The following is a 14,504-nucleotide window of genomic DNA, read 5'->3' as shown; positions in this document are numbered from 1 at the left end:
AGCAGTGAGCTGCGGGGCTTTGCTCATGCGCTGGTAAGGGCCGCCCGCTCTCTGCACCCGTCGATGTACTCGGCCACATCGCGATAGTCCGCCCAGCGTTTGCCGGAGTCCACATAGGTCTTGATGGGCATGGTTCCATCGCTGACCTTGTTGTGTACTGCGGCCTTGGTGATGCCCATGACTTCTGCAATCTGCGCCGTGTTGAGGCGCAGGCCGTATTTCTCGGAGACGATCATTTGCGTGACCAGGCTGCTCATGATGTGGCCCTTTCCTTTTGTTCTTCTTGATAGATCTCGGCCCTTGCGATCGCGCTCTCGGGGACGTTGAAGAAGTTGAGCTGACCTTTCCAGGGTAGGAAGTCGATCGAGGAGCTGTTGCGAAGCACAAAGCCCCATGTGCCTTCCTGCTTCCACTTCGAGCTGGACTCTTGCACGCAGCCGACCACATGCGTCCAGCCGACAAAGCCGCCGCGATGCAGATCCTCGTAGGCCGGGAGATCGGCGGGCAGCAGGCCCATGCCGTCCAGCTCCTGCACGACCTGGTCGTAATACTTCCGGGTCATGGTCCCCCGCTGTCAGAATAGTTGGAACCTCTACAGATGTTAGAGTTTGAATATCCAACCTGGGGCAGAGAGAAGGTTCCCATGAAGTATTCCCCCGAGCGGCGCGAAGCCATCTTGGCCAAGCTGGAAGCGCCGTATAACCGTACCGTCAATGATCTGGCTGGCGAGGAAGGTATCTCAGCTGCCACGATATACAACTGGCGAAAGCAAGCCCGTAGCACGGGCCGATTGCTTCCAAACGCCTCCCCCACCACGGAAGGCTGGACCTCGGCGCAGAAGTTCAATGCGGTACTGGAAACCGCTGCGTTGACCGAAGAAGAGCTGTCCGAGTACTGCCGTCGCCGTGGTCTATATCCTGAGCAGATTCGTCGCTGGCGCGCCAGTTGTGAACAGGCCAATGATCGGTCTGACCAAGCCGCCGCACGGCAATCAGAAGCGACCAAGGCCGAGCGCAAACGCATACGGGAGCTAGAGCGGGAGTTGCGTCGCAAGGACGCCGCCTTGGCTGAAACGGCAGCATTGCTGGCGCTGCGAAAAAAAGTCCAGGCGATCTGGGGGGACGAGGAAAAATGACCAATGCCACAGATCGCCGTCGGATTGTAGAGTTGGTCAACCAAGCCAGAGCGGCCGGTGCGCGCCTGCGTCATGCCTGTGGCGAGCTGGGAATCGGGCAGAACACCTACCGGCGTTGGTCGGCAGGTGGTGAAGACCAGCGGCCTCACGCGACACGGCCAAGGCCGGCTCATGCCCTGACGCACAAAGAACGCCAGGCGGTGCTGGATGTCTGCCACCGACCGCAGTTTGCCAGCTTGCCTCCGGCGCAGATTGTTGCGCGGCTGCTGGATGATGAGCAACGGTATCTTGCCTCGGAGTCGACCTTCTATCGCATCCTGCATGCGGCGGGAGAACAGCGCCGTCGTGGTCGCCAAGCCGCGCCCCAGCGCAAGGGCCCGCCACGGCGCCATCGTGCCGACCACGCCAACGCCGTGTGGAGCTGGGATGTGACTTATCTGCCGACCCGGGTTCGCGGCCAGTTCTTTTATCTGTACCTGATCGTCGACATCTACAGCCGCAAGATCGTGGGCCACGAAGTCTTTGAAGCCGAGAACATGGCCAACAGCGCGCAGGTCGTTCAACGAGCGGTACTGCGTGAGCAATGTGGTCACCGGCCGCTGGTCCTGCACGGCGATAACGGCTCGGCGATGAAGGGTTCGACCATCCATGCCAAGCTTGAAGAACTCGGCGTCACACCGTCGCACAGCCGTGCCCGCGTCTCGAACGATAACGCCTACTCTGAATCCTTGTTCCGTACCTGCAAATACCATCCCGCCTTCCCTGTGGCTGGCTTTGCCGACCTGACCGACGCCCGCAAGTGGGTGGGGCAATTCGTGTATTGGTACAACGAACAGCATCGCCATAGCGAGATCCGTTACGTCACGCCCGCTCAGCGCCACGCCGGCCAGGATCACGCCATTCTTGCCCGGCGCCATGCCCTTTATCAGATCGCTCGCGCTCAGCATCCTGCACGCTGGTCGGGCAATACTCGAAACTGGCAACCCGTAGGCAGCGTTTGGCTGAATCCAGAGAAGGAAACGACCGTTATCCATGTGCATAGTGAACTAGAAGCAGCATGACTCATGTTCCAACTACATTGACAGACGCCGTGGTGAGGCCGGCGTGAATCAGCAGACGGCCACGAAAATTGGTGGGCCAGTCGCGGTTTTCAATGTCCTTGTGGCCGTTGACGATGAGCCAGGCCCAGGGCTGGCGAATGCTCAGTGCGGGGATCATTGCTTCTCCTTTGCTTGCGCTGGCTTTTCTGCGAAACGCCTGGGGAACCAGTCGCAATAGGTGTCGGAGGGCGTGTGCCCAAAGATCGTGCAGCACCTGCGCTCATGCACGCAGTGGCCGCAAGTCTTGCCTTCGGGTAACTCCATGCAGGTCTTTTCGCTGCACGCTTTGTCTGCGCAGCAGCCGTGGGAATGCTTTTGTGCGCTCATGCTGCGTCTCCCCGCTGGGCGGTTATGGCGGCGTCAATGGCGGCATCGACCTCGCGTGGCGTGTACCGTGCGTCCTTGAACTCGTCGGGAACGCTAAGGTAGAAGTTATGAGGTGGGACGCTTATGTCGCGCAGCCAGCGATAACGCGCAGCATCACTTGCGTCTGCTGCAAAGATTGCGGCAAGCTCCGCTACATCTTTATCAGAGCATCCGCCGAGTCCGGTGTTTTGCGCGAACCAGGCGTCCACTGCATCGATCAGTTCGCTAGACACTGCTGGCGCGGCTGTTGCCTGGGTGGCGCAAAGCGCGGCGAGGACGTCAGGCTGACCGGCTCCGTTCCCAATGGGTTTGCCGGTGCGAAACATTTCTGCAAGCCAGCGCAAATACCTGGGCGCGCTCTCCCAGCTTGGGTAGCACTTCACATGCTCTGGGTACGCAGCGTTGGTGCGATCTTGTGCATTAGCCAGAGCATCCATCACGCGCGCCGCAAGTTCCTGCCATTCGCCAGGAGCTGCTGTGGTAGTGGGGGCTGCTCGGGGCGCAATGCCTTCGCCGCGTGCAGAAAGGAAAGCGCAGAAGTTGGCGACATCCACAGGATCGCCTTTTTCTACATGCTCGCGCAGCAGCTGCGACAGGTGCTCTGCGGTGCATTGAGTCTTGTCATTCCAGCCACTGCGGCCCTTGCGCCGCGAAGCGGCCAGCTTGCTTCTCATGGCGTTTGAGAGCAGTCGCAAGGCTTGGTTGTCGAGGTTTTCGGCCTGGATCTCGTCATAACGGCTGCAGCGCTGGCGAAGGCCTTTAGCCACGTTGTCGTCGTCACCACAATCATTGATGCAGTCGCATTGGGGAAGGATTTTGTTATCGGACATGCTCACGCCTCCTCTGCAATGCGTTGCTGCTCTTGCTTGGCCCAGTCGATGGCGATGGCCCAGGCCTGCTCCATGGTCTCTGCGTAGATCCACTCCCGCACGCAGTAATCAAAGACAGGGTCCGTGTCGTCTTGAAGCTCTGCAGGGGTGTGAAATTCGACGGCGTAGCCGTTGAAGCCGTGCTCGCGCAGCGTGGCAAGGCAGTCGCCGTTGTCATATCGGCTGGTTCTGTCAAGGGAAGCCAGTGCTTCGACCAGTGGCGCAAGACTGGGATGCGTTTCGCCGTAGGCACCGAGGATGTGATCGATTAGGTCTGTGGCTTCGCCGAAGGAGTTAACTCCCGTGAGGGCGCAACAGGCAAGGTCGATAATCCAGTTCGCACAGACGCGGTGCTGGTAGGCGAGGGCAATGCGCTCTTTGCCGGTGAGTGGAGTTGCTAAGGAGGTCATTGCTGCGTTTCCAGATTCGTTGCATGAGGGCAGTTGCTAGGCACGAGGGCCAGCTCTACCAGTTCGGGCTTCTCGGCTTTGAGGTCGCGTACGAAGTCACGCGCCTGGTGCTCTTCGTGGAAGATTGCGATCTCGTCGCAAGCCAGCAGGCCGGGGCGGATTTGTTCGGGGTTGAGCAGTACTTCCCAGTGGTACAGCACGCCCTGCTCGTAGTAGGAGCGGATAAAGCAGCTGGTGATGACTTTAGGCATGCTGGGCCTCCGCTTGCTCTACGGCCTGCAGCTCGGTGTAGTCGGCGCTGATGACCCAGCGCTCGGTCATGTCGGTGGTCTGCGCTTGGGGGTCTGCCGGCAGCTCGATCAGGAATGCGCGGTCGCCCATCTTTTGCTTGATGACAGCCAGGCGCTGGCGCGTGGGCAGCAAGGCCTTTTCAGGGCCGCGCAGGTCGACCTTGATACGGACGGTCTGACCTGGCTCGAATTCAGTGGTTGCGATCGCCGCATCCGCAGCCTGCATGGCCTTTGCAATAGCCGCGCTGGCTTCCTGCTGCTTGACCTTGGCTGCGCCCTTGCTGCCGGTGGGCTTGCTGGCCGGCTTGCCCGCGCGCTTTGCGGCTTCGGACTTCATCTCGTCCTGCACTTCGGCCTGGATGGCTTCGATGTCGCAGCCGGACAGGTCACGCAGTTCCTCGATGATCGGGGCATCGCCCGGGCGTGCAGGATCTTCCTTAAGGTCTGCCGTGCAGGCCAGCTGCAGCATGTAGCTGATCAGTTCTGGCAAATCTTGCTCTGCGGCGCTCTCGATAGCTTCTTGAAGTTCGTCATCGGCCCGGGTGGAATTCGGGGGGATGTGAAAGATCATCAACAGGCACTCCCGCGAAACGCCTGCGGCCAGTTTCTTGAGGATGTGCAGCGCTGCGTGGCTGGGGATGTAACTCAGTGAGTCGGGTTTGCAGCAGTACAGGCCGTCGATCGTGGAGGCGACCGCTTCCTCGCGCCAGCGGCTGGAGTACTCGGCCTCCAGCTCGGCCCGTGATGGTTCAACTGCTGGAGGGGCCTTGTCTTTCTTGGCTGTCTTCTCTGGTTTGGCGGTAGCTGACTGGGCCTGCACTGCTGCGCTTGCGGCATGCACGGGCACGGCCTCGGTAAAGCCGCCGCTGGGCGTCTCGATCAGCACGATGCGGCTGGCGGGAACCTCCTGGCCCAGCACCTGGCGCATTTCGGCCTTGCTGCCCTGGCTGGCCTTGTCCAGGGCGATATAGCCGCGCATGGTGCCGGTCTCGGTCGGCATGATGTCGCGCGCAGCCTTGCCGCTGATGATCTGGCGACCGGCTTGCACTGCCTCGGCTTTCACTCGGGCGAGCTGGGCTTCTTTCTTGTCGGCAAAGCAGGCAGTGTCTGTGCAGGAGTCGGGGACTTGCTTGTCCCACAGGTCGGGCGTTGCGCCGGTGCGCTTGGGGCATTTGTTGCATGCGCCGGCCTTGGGGCAGAGCAGGGCGTCTGCCAGGTCAAACGGAGCCTTGTCCAGCTCTGTCATGTAGTTGCGGCGAGCAAGATCCTGGGCGCTGCGCAGGCTCATGGTGCCGCCGTCGGGGCCACCAGTTAGGACGCGCTCGGCAAACTCCTCCTGCATGGCGACTGTGGGGCGCTGCAGCACCAGCAGCGCGTGGCTGCGCGGCAGACGGCCATCCTTGAGTGCCTGCATCGCCGTGTGAGGCAGCGACAGCAGGCGCAGGGTCTCATAGACATGGGTGCGGCTCTTGCGGACTGCGTCTGCGGCGTCCTCGCGGGTGAGCTGGAAGTCCTCGATCAGCATCTGCAGCTGTCGGGCCTCCTCGATCGGGTTGAGGTTCTGGCGGTGCAGGTTTTCAATCAGCTGCATCTGCAGGGCCAGCTGATTGTCGGCCTCTACCAGCAGATAGGGCACCGAGCGCAGGCCGGCAACGCGAGCGGCCACAAAGCGGCGTTCGCCGGCGATGATCTCGAATGCCGCCTTGCGCGTCTCGGGATTCTCGAAGGTGTCCTGCAGGCGCTCTGCTGGCAGCTTGCGCACGATGATGGGCTGCAGTATCCCGTAGGCCTTGATGGTCGCGGCCAGCGCGTGCAGCTCGTCGTCTTCCGCCACTGTTCGGTTTGTGCGGCTGGGGACGAACTTGTGCAGCTCAGCGCATGGCTGCTCGGACGGGGCATCGGATTCAGCCAGAGGCTCGGCGCTGCCGGCTTTGACCAGGCTGAAGTCGGCCATCGGCAGATTGATCAGCGTGCCTTCGCAGTCGAGCTGGTACTGGCGACCGTTGGGGGTCTTGCCGATCACCTTGGCTTGCAGGCCCGCCTGGGGATGTGGCCTGCCCTTGCCGGTGGTGGCGTCGTCGTTGATGGTGACCAGGCGGTCGAGCAGGGGGTCTTTGGTAGCCATTACTTTTTCTCCTTGAGTGCGCGCACGGCTTCCGTTGCGGCTTTGCGGCGGGCCTCGACCTGGTCGGCGGGCAGGGCATCAAAGCGGCTGCAGCTGCTGTCGGCGCTGACATAGCGCCAGGCCAGGCGCTGGCGGCTGCAGTTGGCAAAGCCGTGCTGCACCATGCGTGCAGCGCTGCTGTCCGGTTGCCATTGGCTGCAGTTCTTGCAGGCGGTGGTCATGGCTGTGTGGCCTTGGGGTAGGTGCGTTCGCCCATCAGCACGCTGGGGAGCTTTTGGGCGTCCATTGCGCCGGCACGGGGGCTTGCCATCAGCTCGCCGCCGCGATAAGGCTCTCGGGTGGTGCCGTTGCTGATTCGGGAGGTGGCGACCTGCAGGCGCTCGTCCTGGCGGCGCATGTTCAAGGCCTTGGCCGTAGGCACGGGGTGAGCCAGCGAGTGGCGGCTGCGCTGGCTCGCGCCGAATTGGGCTTGCAGGTCGATGGGGTCGAGGTCAAAGCGGGTCATGAGTCGATGTCCTTGCGCGAGGGCGTAGAGGGTTCAAAGGCGATGTGTTGGGCAATGCAGTCCAGGCGCTGGCGTGCAAAGCGGGGTTCTGTGGCGTACAGCTCGGCCTGCTTGCCCTTGAGCTGGCGCGCCAGGCTGCTGGCCGCGTGAAGGCTGGCCTGGCTCTTGTTGGGGTAGGTGTGGATGGCGCGCACCAGCTGCTGGCCTGGTGCTGCCAGCTTGATCTCGAGCTGAGCGTGGCCGCTGGTCGTTGTGCGGCAGACGCAGTCCGTCACGGTGCCCTTGATGCGCAGTTGCATGCTGCTGTCGGTGGTCTGGTCCATTACTGGCACCCCCAGCGAACGCACAGGTACAGCGAGGCCCAGAACGGGGCAGACACGGTCAGCGCCATGACCGCCGCCAGGGCAACGGCCATGCCCGCCAGCACGCGGCGCTGCCGGCGCAGCTCCTGCGCATGCGCGGGGTCATGGCGTGGGATATGGAGGGTGGGGCGGCTGTTCATGGCTGCACTGGCTTTGCTTGGGCGCTGTGGATGCCAAAGAGGCACTGGGCCAGCAGGATGGCCACGCAGGCCGAGGTGTACTCGCCGTAATAGGGGCGAGCGCCAGGGCGTATGACCTTGTAGAGCTGAGTCATACGGCCTCCAGAGCGGTGCTGCTGATGCTGTGGCGCATGAGCAGGTTTTTCAGAGCCAGGGTGCGCTCCAGGCGGTTGGAGTAGCTCAGCAGGTAATCGTCTTGCTGGCTTAGCTGCAGGTCGTGCTTGGGCTCGATGACGAACCAGCGGCGGTCGGACTCGTTAAAGGGGTTTGCGGCACCTGTGAGAAACACGACATTCAGGTGGTTTGGGATGGTTTGTGGCTCTTGGTGCCTGGGGTTCAGTTGAACCGATTGGCTGGTGATCAGGGTTTTGAGCTTTTCAGCTGTGGGCGGATTGGATCGGCTGCCGCGAAACAGGTCGAACCCGGCGTGACTGACGCAAAGCAAGCGGGTTTCGGGGCGCAAAAATGTGAATTTGGCGCTCAAGTTCTCTGCGTACATCCACAAGCCGCTGTCGCTGTAGATCTCCGAAAGAATTGTTGCCAGCAGCCAGTTGCCGCCCATCTGGTGCCCTGCCAGCAGCAGGCCTTGCGGCAATTTGTGGCCGGGTTTTTGGACCGGCACTGCCATCCAGGCCAGTAGTTGCTGCACCTTGGCTTCATCGTTATTGGCTAAATGGCGGATCAGCCCCATGACGGCGCTTTCATGCGGGGTATGAGTGGTTGTAGTCATGCAGGCCTCGCTTAATCGGCTGTGGTGGGGAGGGTGGGATCGGTCGCGGGTACAGGCGTCTGTACGTCGCTGCAGGCGGCGATGCTGGCGCGCTCCTGGCGCACGTCTTCAAGGGCGGATTCGGCGGTCATGAAGATGGGAGGCAGGGAGAACAGGCTTTGCTTGCCTGGCTCGTACCACTCGTGTGGTCGGGTGATGTTTTCCAGCTCGGCCAGGGTGAGCGTGGTGGTGGCGACGTCGTGGTCCAGGAACGTCGTCCCGTCCCAAGAGAGCAGCGATTCGTAGAACCAAATGCAAGCCACGGCCTCGGCGTTGTCGGGGTGGCGCAGTTCCGCAATCTGATCGGCAGTGCCGTAGATCAAAAGGGGGCGCTCGTCGTAGTAGTTCAGCTCAGACCAGGCGGGAAAGCTGACGCTATGAGCCGTTGGCACTGAGACATAGTCGTCGGTGACGTAGGTGTCAACGGCGTACTTGCCATCCATCAGCCAGGCGCGGAAATGGCCCGGCTGGTTGATGCAGTGGCTCATTGCAATCAGGATGGCGGTTGCCTGCTCGGGGCTGGAGACAGGGATGTCCTGCGGGCGCGTGCCGTGGTGGCCGCACTGCCACTCGTAGAAGCGCAGGGTCAGTTGGCGCGCTGCACGATGCTGTGCGGCCTGGGCCAGGTTGTGCAGGGTCTCTTCGAGCGTCTTGTCGAGCGCAGCTGTATCGACCTGAACGGTTAGCGGGGTGCTGCTCATGGCTGCCCCCCCGGCTCTTGGGGCTTGTTTGCAGCGTCGGCTTCGGGCTGGCCGGGCGCAACGTGAAAGAGCTTGTTGGTTGCCCAGCTGTCGAAGTTGCTGTTGGCGACGCGGCACGCCATCTGCACGCGCAGCGTGTCGATCGCAATCAGCGTGACCTGGATCTGGGTACGCAGCTTGACCAGCAGATCGGTGACCGCGGGCTGCTGGGTTGCATCGTCTTCAAAGCCAGCGGCGAACCGCTCGGCCTGTTGTAGCGCCTCCAGCTGCGCTATCAATGGATCTAAAAACATAAAACCTCCGCAACCCGGAATGGGTTGGGAGGCATATTACTAATTGGTAATTAGTTTTGCAATACCAAATGGTAATTTAATGTGCAGCGATAGTGTTTTGAGCCCAATCTATGCACTAGCAGTCAACACACTGTGAGGCTTGAGCGCTTCAATCTTTCACCAGCAATGTCGTGTTCACATTTGAAATTTCAGACGAGATGTTGGCCAGTTCGCTGTGAACATCTGTCAAGTTGTAGCGGCGCTGTCCAATAATTTCATCAACGGAGTCACCGAGCTTGTCATGGATGTCATCTAGCCCATAGACGCCATCCACGTTGTCGAGCTTTCCCGAGATCTCATGCAGCGTAGAGTTCATCTCGTCCATCTTGTCCAGCAGTTGTTGCAGCAAATTTTCCACTTCAAGCATTTGATCCATCCTCCAATTTATGGATGTCTAACGAACAGGGGTGACTTATAGAAAGCGCATTTGTTTGTGTGAGGCGAATCCATCAAAGCTGTATTCGCGGAGGAAATTGGTAGATGCGAGCCGTCCTAAGCGGCTGCACTTTTATCGACTGTGGTCGCCACTCGGCGCTCCCACTTGATGATGGTCGATTCCAGTTGCTCTTCCATATCCGCAATTGCCTCGATAAATCTCTGCTCACCAAGGTTGCGTTTGAGCTCAGAAAGTCTCTCGGGGGGGACTCTTTTAAAAGGCCAAGCACTTCGATTCGAAGGTGGTATTTCTGAGTCGATGTGGGGTAGTTGGTTGACAGGGCTGGATTCGTTGGCATCTAAGTACCCAGAGGGCATGCGTGCTTGACGCTCAAGCGCTCGGGCGCGCTTCTCACCAAAGGACTTGCTACGTAGCAAACCTGATAGTTCCCCTTGATTTATTTGCTTTTCGCCATCGTTTGTAGAGGCGATGAAAAGCTTTTGGGAGCCGCCACAGTTCGTGTCGATCCAAAGCTTGAGCCGGCTGCGTCTGTTTGCGACGACTGGGTCTTCGGTGTCACTCATATCGCCCTCGATTCTCTTGAGGGATTACCTTTAAGTAAAACACCAAAAAGTATTTACTTTGAATTACTAAATGGTAATATTGGGGCTTATGAAGCAACTCACCATCTACCTCAATGGCTTGACCAAGCAGGAGCAGGCCGATTTCGCAGAGCGATGCGGAACAACTGTGGGGTACATGCGCAAGGTTTGTTCCGTGGGCGGGTTGCTTCGCGAGAAGGTCTGTGCACTTGCCGAAGCTCACTCCGCAGGTGCGGTGACGCGCAAGGATCTGCGTCCCGATGACTGGATGGAGATCTGGCCCGAGCTGCGGGCTGCCCAACTCACCACCACCACGGAGGTCGCTGATGTCTAAGTCGTCAAATCCCGCATCTATACCCACTCCCCAACAAGCAGACGCGAGCGATTCATTCGCTTTGTGGCGACGAAACAAGGGGTTTGTGGTGGGCGGGACGCTCCTTTCTGGCGCGGAGCTAAAGGTCAGTGCACTGAAGCTGCGTCGCCAGATCCTGGGCGAGAGCCCGCAATGAACCGGCTTCAAGTGGAGACCGCCAATGCATGACGGCCTAGAAGATCGCTTTGCCGCCTGGAGCCTGTCCAGGCGTTTTGTTGTGGGCGCGCCTGGAATCAGCTCGCGGCAGCCATTGCCGCCCTGTGCAGATCGAGCAGCAGTGTCTCGGTCGCCAGGTCGCCGCGTTTCTCTTCCAGCTTCGCCAGGCGCGCCAGGTCGCTGGCAAAGGCTGCTTGCTTGTCTTCGGGCAGTTGTCGAACGGTTGCGAACACCAGGGCGCCGAGGGCGTTGACGATGGCGTTCATTGATTCGGCGTTCATGGGCATTTGGGTTTCGTTGCTCAAGGGTTCCTCCTGTTTTGATTTCGTGGGTACCTCGGGGCGTAGTGCCCCCGAGGGCATTGTCCGTCACCAGGCAGCAGTGCCTGGTGGCGGCTTTTTTGCGTGGATCTCTCGGGTTGGTGTGCATGGGGCGAAGTTTTGCCCCGCTGCAACGGAAAGTCATTCCGACGCGTTCCGAAAAAATCGGAACGTGTCGGAACCCTTTGCCTATAGAGCACGAATTTCGTGTCCCATTTTTCGTGACGCAAATCAAGGTTCTGCTATGCCTTTTTGCGTCGTGTTCGGCTTGCAGCTTGCGTTTGCGGGCATTCCAGGGGTGTTCCGAAAAAATCGGAACGCGTCGGAACCTGTCAGCGCTCACTTACAAGAGGGCTAAACGATGGATATCGGCCTGGATTACGAAGACGAATTGGACGCAGCGCGGGAGGCGGTGCGCCATGCTGGTGGGCCTAAAAAAGTGGGGCCGCAGATGTTCCCCGACAAGTCGGTGGACGCTGCGGCACGCTATCTGATGGATGCCCTGAACCCGGCCCGCGCTGAGCGCCTGACGCCTTCGCAGGTGCTGTTGCTGATGCGTATGTCGCGTGAGGCGGGCTTTCATGGTTTTGCGACCTGGTGGATGCGCCAGGCCGGCTACCAGGCACCGGTGCCGATCGCTCCTGTGTCTGAGGCTGCAGTGATTGCAGCCAAGATCGGTGTTCTGGTCCCGCAGCTGCAGGATCTGATGGTGCAGGCCCAGCGCTTGCAGCAGGGTGGGGTGGTCTGATGGAGAACTATCAGGACGTTCTGAGCCAGATGGAGATTTTTGGCATCGAGCTGCGCGCCAAGGATCTAGCCCAGTTGCCCTACAAGATTGACTGCGGCAAGCGCGTGACGTGTGGCAAGGGCGGCAAGGATTGGTACAAGCTTTATCTGTTCCAGCCCAAGAACTCCAGTAAGAAGTGGGTGACTGGGACGTTCGGCACTTACCGCGCAGGCGGCGATTGGCGTAACGTGATTGTGGATTGGGCCGAGCTGGGAGAGGAAGAACGCGAACGCATGAAGGCGGAGCGCGAAGCCAAGAAGGCTGCCGCCGCCATCGAGCGCGCCAAGGAAATTGCGAACGCCAGTGCAGACGCCCTGACGATCTGGCGCAAGGCCGTGCCCACGCAGACCACGCCTTACCTTGAGCGCAAGCAGGTCATCGGTGAGACCTGCCGCATGCTCGATCAGAGCCTGACGCTGCGCTGGCCCGCCAAGCACAAGGGCGAGGATGACACGGTCTGGACGCTGCCAGCCGGCACGCTGGTGCTGCCGCTGATGCGCTATGACATGGCGCGCGCCGAGGCGATGCGCGGCTTGCAGTTCATCAAGCCGGACGGCTCCAAGGTTTATCTGCGCCAGTTTGACAAGCCAGGCTGCTGCATTCGCCTGGGTGAGGTCGACGCCGATACCGCTTTGATGCTGGTGGTGGAGGGCTATGCCACGGGCGGCACGGCCCGCCGCGCTACGGGCTACGCCTGGCCCGTTTTTGTGGCCATGGACGCCGGCAACCTGGCCCATGTGGTGCCGCTGTTGCGCGAGCTGTATCCCGAGACTCGCATCCTGATCCTGGCTGATGACGATTACCTCACGCGCGACAAGCGCACCGGCCAGCTGAATAACCCCGGTCGCACGGCTGCAAAGGCCGTGGCCCGCAAGACGGAGCGCTGCGACTTCGTCTGGCCTATTTTTCCCACGAACCGTGGTCCCAAGGACACGGACTTTAACGACCTGCATGTCCTGGAGGGGCTGGGCGCGGTGAGCGACCAGCTGATGGGCGTGATTCAGGAAATAACCAAGCACCATGGCCGATAACGATACAGAGTTGAATGATGGCGGAGCGTTCGCGCCACCGCCGCCTGCGACCGCAGAGTCGCAGGCGTTGCCTGCCCCCGACGCGAATGCGTCGCTGGATGGGTCTCCTGCTGCGGGCGAATCTGCAGCAGGCTCAGTTGTGCGCGTTGACTTTCAGGCAGGGGTGCGAGTGCCGGCAGAGGCCGGCGCACCCCCGCCCCCCGCCCCCCCAAAGAAGCGCGCTACTGCGCGCACCAAAGGGGATGGGGGGAGCGAGGAGGGTGCCGGCGATACCGCTGAGAAGCCCGTGCAGGGCCGTAAGAAGGAGAAAACCGTCGACTGGGGCAAGTTCAACCTCTTGGTTGAAAACTTCGCTCTGATCTACGGGACAGACACGGTCTGGGATGGTGATGAACGCATGATCATGAAGATCAGCAACATGGGCCATGCCCACGGTCGCCAGCTGGTGGACATGTGGAAGGCCAGCGAGAAGCGCCGCACGATCCGCGCCGATGAGCTGGTCTTCGATCCGACGATGAAGTGCGACGACGACCGCCTCATCAATATGTGCGAAGGCATGGCAATGAAGCCGAAGAAGGGTGACGTCGGCCCGATCCTGGATCTGATTTCGTTTCTGTGCAGCCGTGCCACGCCTGATGAACCTGAGACGGGCGACGTGATGCACTGGCTGCTGTGCTGGCTGGCATACCCGCTGCAGCACCCTGGCGCAAAGATGCGGACGGCGGTCGTCATGCATGGCGATGAGGGTGCCGGCAAGAATCTCTTGTTCGAGACAGTGGTGCAGATCTACGGCAAGTACGCCACGATCGTGGGCCAGGACGAGCTGGAAGACAAGTTCAATGACTGGCGCAGCTGCAAGCAGTTTGTGGTGGGCGATGAAATCATGAGTCGGGCCGAGCTGGTGCATAACAAGAACCGCCTCAAGGCCTTGATCACCTCGCCCACGGTGCAGATCAATTCCAAGCACCAGATCCGCCGCGAAGAGAAGAACCACATGAATATCGCGTTCCTCTCGAATGAACTGCAGCCGCTGGCCCTGGACAACTCCGACCGGCGTTATCTGGTGGTCTACACGCCGAAGGCCAGGGAGGACAAGTACTACATCGACCTGGGTGAGTGGCGGGAGAACGGCGGCACCGAGGCCTTTTACCAGTACCTGCTGGACTACCCCCTGGGCGAGTTCAACCCCTACACCAAGCCCCCCATGACGGTGGCGAAGAGCAATCTGATCGACCTGAACCTCAAGAGCCCTGAGCGCTTCTGGGTGGAGTGGTCCGAGGGTGAGCTTGATCTGCCATATCAAGCGTGCGCAGGCACGCAGGTCTATAGGGCCTACATCAAGTGGTGCCAGCGCACGGGCGAGCGATACCCGTTTAACAAGCAGCTCTTCACGAGCACGCTGATCCGCTTCTCAGACAGCCGTGGCAACCCCGCCCGCATGAAGCCTATGAACGTCACGCGGCCCGATGAGCCGAAGAAGACCGAGCGCATGTTCCTGGTCTGTGATCCGGTCTTGGGCGAAGGCGAGGCACGGGTGACAGAGGGGCAGTGGGCGACCGATTGCGTGAAGAGATTTGAAGAGTCGCTACGCAAGTACCTGGGCTACGGCACGGGCTCCCCGGCCCCTGATGCTGACGCCACCCCTGGCAATCAATAAGGAATGGACCCGATGAAGAGTTACACGATTACGCCGGCCCGTAACAGCGAGAGCAAGCA

At 60.5% G+C, this 14,504-nt stretch carries 23 protein-coding genes; 5 read left to right on the top strand and 18 right to left on the bottom strand.

The window, feature by feature from the left end:
* Nucleotides 1–23 precede the first annotated feature (23 nt).
* Together MPZ60_RS20845 and MPZ60_RS20840 are read right to left on the bottom strand one after the other, a co-directional pair.
* The gene (locus MPZ60_RS20845) at nt 24–257 is read right to left on the bottom strand and encodes a hypothetical protein (RefSeq protein ID WP_242881968.1); all 234 of its coding nucleotides are present in this window, start codon (nt 255–257) and stop codon (nt 24–26) included.
* Nucleotides 254–562: a hypothetical protein gene (locus MPZ60_RS20840; RefSeq protein WP_242881969.1), complete on the bottom strand. Its 309-nt coding sequence runs from the start codon at nt 560–562 to the stop codon at nt 254–256. Before MPZ60_RS20840 ends, MPZ60_RS20845 begins: the two co-directional genes overlap by 4 nt.
* Nucleotides 563–643: 81 nt before the next feature.
* Here MPZ60_RS20840 and MPZ60_RS20835 point away from each other — a divergent pair.
* A protein-coding gene (locus MPZ60_RS20835; protein WP_228412727.1) for an IS3 family transposase occupies nt 644–2,196 on the top strand; the annotation gives its coding sequence in 2 pieces (ribosomal slippage) (nt 644–1,094 and nt 1,094–2,196; 1,554 coding nt in all).
* A 1-nt stretch (nt 2,197) separates the two neighbouring features.
* Here MPZ60_RS20835 and MPZ60_RS20830 read toward each other — a convergent pair.
* From MPZ60_RS20830 to MPZ60_RS20760, 15 genes are all read right to left on the bottom strand, one after another.
* Nucleotides 2,198–2,353, bottom strand: coding sequence for an ASCH domain-containing protein (locus MPZ60_RS20830; RefSeq protein WP_242881970.1), 156 nt, complete (start codon nt 2,351–2,353; stop codon nt 2,198–2,200).
* Between the two features lie 205 nt (nt 2,354–2,558).
* On the bottom strand, nt 2,559–3,431 hold the full coding sequence (locus tag MPZ60_RS20825) for a hypothetical protein (RefSeq protein WP_242881971.1): 873 nt from the start codon (nt 3,429–3,431) through the stop codon (nt 2,559–2,561).
* Nucleotides 3,432–3,433: 2 nt separating this feature from the next.
* Nucleotides 3,434–3,880, bottom strand: a complete 447-nt coding sequence (locus tag MPZ60_RS20820) for a hypothetical protein (protein ID WP_242881972.1) — start codon at nt 3,878–3,880, stop codon at nt 3,434–3,436.
* Nucleotides 3,877–4,131, bottom strand: coding sequence for a hypothetical protein (locus tag MPZ60_RS20815; protein WP_242881973.1), 255 nt, complete (start codon nt 4,129–4,131; stop codon nt 3,877–3,879). The genes MPZ60_RS20820 and MPZ60_RS20815 overlap by 4 nt, the downstream gene beginning before the upstream one ends.
* Complete coding sequence (locus MPZ60_RS20810; protein ID WP_242881974.1) at nt 4,124–6,295, bottom strand: ParB/RepB/Spo0J family partition protein; 2,172 nt, start codon at nt 6,293–6,295, stop codon at nt 4,124–4,126. The genes MPZ60_RS20815 and MPZ60_RS20810 overlap by 8 nt, the downstream gene beginning before the upstream one ends.
* Nucleotides 6,295–6,516 (bottom strand): hypothetical protein, encoded by a 222-nt coding sequence (locus tag MPZ60_RS20805; RefSeq protein WP_242881975.1) that lies wholly within the window; start codon nt 6,514–6,516, stop codon nt 6,295–6,297. The genes MPZ60_RS20810 and MPZ60_RS20805 overlap by 1 nt, the downstream gene beginning before the upstream one ends.
* On the bottom strand, nt 6,513–6,800 hold the full coding sequence (locus tag MPZ60_RS20800; protein ID WP_242881976.1) for a hypothetical protein: 288 nt from the start codon (nt 6,798–6,800) through the stop codon (nt 6,513–6,515). The genes MPZ60_RS20805 and MPZ60_RS20800 overlap by 4 nt, the downstream gene beginning before the upstream one ends.
* Nucleotides 6,797–7,123: a hypothetical protein gene (locus MPZ60_RS20795; RefSeq protein ID WP_242881977.1), complete on the bottom strand. Its 327-nt coding sequence runs from the start codon at nt 7,121–7,123 to the stop codon at nt 6,797–6,799. Before MPZ60_RS20795 ends, MPZ60_RS20800 begins: the two co-directional genes overlap by 4 nt.
* A complete protein-coding gene (locus tag MPZ60_RS20790) occupies nt 7,123–7,302 on the bottom strand; it encodes a hypothetical protein (RefSeq protein WP_242881978.1) in 180 nt (59 codons plus the stop codon). The genes MPZ60_RS20795 and MPZ60_RS20790 overlap by 1 nt, the downstream gene beginning before the upstream one ends.
* Entirely contained in the window at nt 7,299–7,436 is a 138-nt protein-coding gene (locus tag MPZ60_RS20785) for a hypothetical protein (protein WP_242881979.1), read from the bottom strand. Before MPZ60_RS20785 ends, MPZ60_RS20790 begins: the two co-directional genes overlap by 4 nt.
* A complete protein-coding gene (locus MPZ60_RS20780; protein WP_242881980.1) occupies nt 7,433–8,071 on the bottom strand; it encodes a primase-helicase family protein in 639 nt (212 codons plus the stop codon). Before MPZ60_RS20780 ends, MPZ60_RS20785 begins: the two co-directional genes overlap by 4 nt.
* An 11-nt stretch (nt 8,072–8,082) precedes the next feature.
* Nucleotides 8,083–8,811 (bottom strand): hypothetical protein, encoded by a 729-nt coding sequence (locus MPZ60_RS20775; RefSeq protein WP_242881981.1) that lies wholly within the window; start codon nt 8,809–8,811, stop codon nt 8,083–8,085.
* On the bottom strand, nt 8,808–9,104 hold the full coding sequence (locus MPZ60_RS20770; protein WP_242881982.1) for a hypothetical protein: 297 nt from the start codon (nt 9,102–9,104) through the stop codon (nt 8,808–8,810). Before MPZ60_RS20770 ends, MPZ60_RS20775 begins: the two co-directional genes overlap by 4 nt.
* Before the next feature lie 148 nt (nt 9,105–9,252).
* Nucleotides 9,253–9,510 (bottom strand): DUF1664 domain-containing protein, encoded by a 258-nt coding sequence (locus tag MPZ60_RS20765; RefSeq protein ID WP_242881983.1) that lies wholly within the window; start codon nt 9,508–9,510, stop codon nt 9,253–9,255.
* 125 nt (nt 9,511–9,635) lie between these two features.
* On the bottom strand, nt 9,636–10,103 hold the full coding sequence (locus tag MPZ60_RS20760; protein WP_242881984.1) for a hypothetical protein: 468 nt from the start codon (nt 10,101–10,103) through the stop codon (nt 9,636–9,638).
* Between the two features lie 88 nt (nt 10,104–10,191).
* Here MPZ60_RS20760 and MPZ60_RS20755 point away from each other — a divergent pair, with 88 nt between their 5' ends.
* Nucleotides 10,192–10,455 carry a YdaS family helix-turn-helix protein gene (locus MPZ60_RS20755; RefSeq protein WP_242881985.1) on the top strand — a complete coding sequence of 88 codons (264 nt, stop codon included), beginning with the start codon at nt 10,192–10,194 and terminating at the stop codon, nt 10,453–10,455.
* A 272-nt stretch (nt 10,456–10,727) separates the two neighbouring features.
* Here the strand turns inward: MPZ60_RS20755 and MPZ60_RS20750 are convergent, their stop codons facing one another.
* Nucleotides 10,728–10,955: a hypothetical protein gene (locus MPZ60_RS20750; RefSeq protein WP_242881986.1), complete on the bottom strand. Its 228-nt coding sequence runs from the start codon at nt 10,953–10,955 to the stop codon at nt 10,728–10,730.
* Between the two features lie 376 nt (nt 10,956–11,331).
* Between MPZ60_RS20750 and MPZ60_RS20745 the strand changes: the two genes are divergently transcribed.
* The 3 genes from MPZ60_RS20745 to MPZ60_RS20735 are packed head-to-tail and all read left to right on the top strand — an operon-like array spanning nt 11,332 to nt 14,445.
* Nucleotides 11,332–11,718, top strand: a complete 387-nt coding sequence (locus MPZ60_RS20745) for a hypothetical protein (RefSeq protein ID WP_242881987.1) — start codon at nt 11,332–11,334, stop codon at nt 11,716–11,718.
* The gene (locus MPZ60_RS20740) at nt 11,718–12,788 is read left to right on the top strand and encodes a toprim domain-containing protein (RefSeq protein ID WP_242881988.1); all 1,071 of its coding nucleotides are present in this window, start codon (nt 11,718–11,720) and stop codon (nt 12,786–12,788) included. The genes MPZ60_RS20745 and MPZ60_RS20740 overlap by 1 nt, the downstream gene beginning before the upstream one ends.
* Nucleotides 12,778–14,445 carry a primase-helicase family protein gene (locus tag MPZ60_RS20735; RefSeq protein WP_242881989.1) on the top strand — a complete coding sequence of 556 codons (1,668 nt, stop codon included), beginning with the start codon at nt 12,778–12,780 and terminating at the stop codon, nt 14,443–14,445. The genes MPZ60_RS20740 and MPZ60_RS20735 overlap by 11 nt, the downstream gene beginning before the upstream one ends.
* The last annotated feature ends 59 nt before the right edge of the window (nt 14,446–14,504 follow it).

The organism is Comamonas sp. 7D-2, from assembly GCF_022749555.1.
Classification (GTDB): domain Bacteria; phylum Pseudomonadota; class Gammaproteobacteria; order Burkholderiales; family Burkholderiaceae_C; genus Comamonas; species Comamonas thiooxydans.
The sequence above is the reverse complement of the archived record's forward strand: the minus strand, read 5'-3'. Positions and strand labels throughout refer to the sequence as shown.

Coding starts and splice junctions, on each gene's coding strand:
- MPZ60_RS20845 (WP_242881968.1), bottom strand. CDS start 257: ATGAGCAGCCTGGTCACGCAAATGATCGTCTCCGAGAAATACGGCCTG.
- MPZ60_RS20840 (WP_242881969.1), bottom strand. CDS start 562: ATGACCCGGAAGTATTACGACCAGGTCGTGCAGGAGCTGGACGGCATG.
- MPZ60_RS20830 (WP_242881970.1), bottom strand. CDS start 2,353: ATGATCCCCGCACTGAGCATTCGCCAGCCCTGGGCCTGGCTCATCGTC.
- MPZ60_RS20825 (WP_242881971.1), bottom strand. CDS start 3,431: ATGTCCGATAACAAAATCCTTCCCCAATGCGACTGCATCAATGATTGT.
- MPZ60_RS20820 (WP_242881972.1), bottom strand. CDS start 3,880: ATGACCTCCTTAGCAACTCCACTCACCGGCAAAGAGCGCATTGCCCTC.
- MPZ60_RS20815 (WP_242881973.1), bottom strand. CDS start 4,131: ATGCCTAAAGTCATCACCAGCTGCTTTATCCGCTCCTACTACGAGCAG.
- MPZ60_RS20810 (WP_242881974.1), bottom strand. CDS start 6,295: ATGGCTACCAAAGACCCCCTGCTCGACCGCCTGGTCACCATCAACGAC.
- MPZ60_RS20805 (WP_242881975.1), bottom strand. CDS start 6,516: ATGACCACCGCCTGCAAGAACTGCAGCCAATGGCAACCGGACAGCAGC.
- MPZ60_RS20800 (WP_242881976.1), bottom strand. CDS start 6,800: ATGACCCGCTTTGACCTCGACCCCATCGACCTGCAAGCCCAATTCGGC.
- MPZ60_RS20795 (WP_242881977.1), bottom strand. CDS start 7,123: ATGGACCAGACCACCGACAGCAGCATGCAACTGCGCATCAAGGGCACC.
- MPZ60_RS20790 (WP_242881978.1), bottom strand. CDS start 7,302: ATGAACAGCCGCCCCACCCTCCATATCCCACGCCATGACCCCGCGCAT.
- MPZ60_RS20785 (WP_242881979.1), bottom strand. CDS start 7,436: ATGACTCAGCTCTACAAGGTCATACGCCCTGGCGCTCGCCCCTATTAC.
- MPZ60_RS20780 (WP_242881980.1), bottom strand. CDS start 8,071: ATGACTACAACCACTCATACCCCGCATGAAAGCGCCGTCATGGGGCTG.
- MPZ60_RS20775 (WP_242881981.1), bottom strand. CDS start 8,811: ATGAGCAGCACCCCGCTAACCGTTCAGGTCGATACAGCTGCGCTCGAC.
- MPZ60_RS20770 (WP_242881982.1), bottom strand. CDS start 9,104: ATGTTTTTAGATCCATTGATAGCGCAGCTGGAGGCGCTACAACAGGCC.
- MPZ60_RS20765 (WP_242881983.1), bottom strand. CDS start 9,510: ATGCTTGAAGTGGAAAATTTGCTGCAACAACTGCTGGACAAGATGGAC.
- MPZ60_RS20760 (WP_242881984.1), bottom strand. CDS start 10,103: ATGAGTGACACCGAAGACCCAGTCGTCGCAAACAGACGCAGCCGGCTC.
- MPZ60_RS20755 (WP_242881985.1), top strand. CDS start 10,192: ATGAAGCAACTCACCATCTACCTCAATGGCTTGACCAAGCAGGAGCAG.
- MPZ60_RS20745 (WP_242881987.1), top strand. CDS start 11,332: ATGGATATCGGCCTGGATTACGAAGACGAATTGGACGCAGCGCGGGAG.
- MPZ60_RS20740 (WP_242881988.1), top strand. CDS start 11,718: ATGGAGAACTATCAGGACGTTCTGAGCCAGATGGAGATTTTTGGCATC.
- MPZ60_RS20735 (WP_242881989.1), top strand. CDS start 12,778: ATGGCCGATAACGATACAGAGTTGAATGATGGCGGAGCGTTCGCGCCA.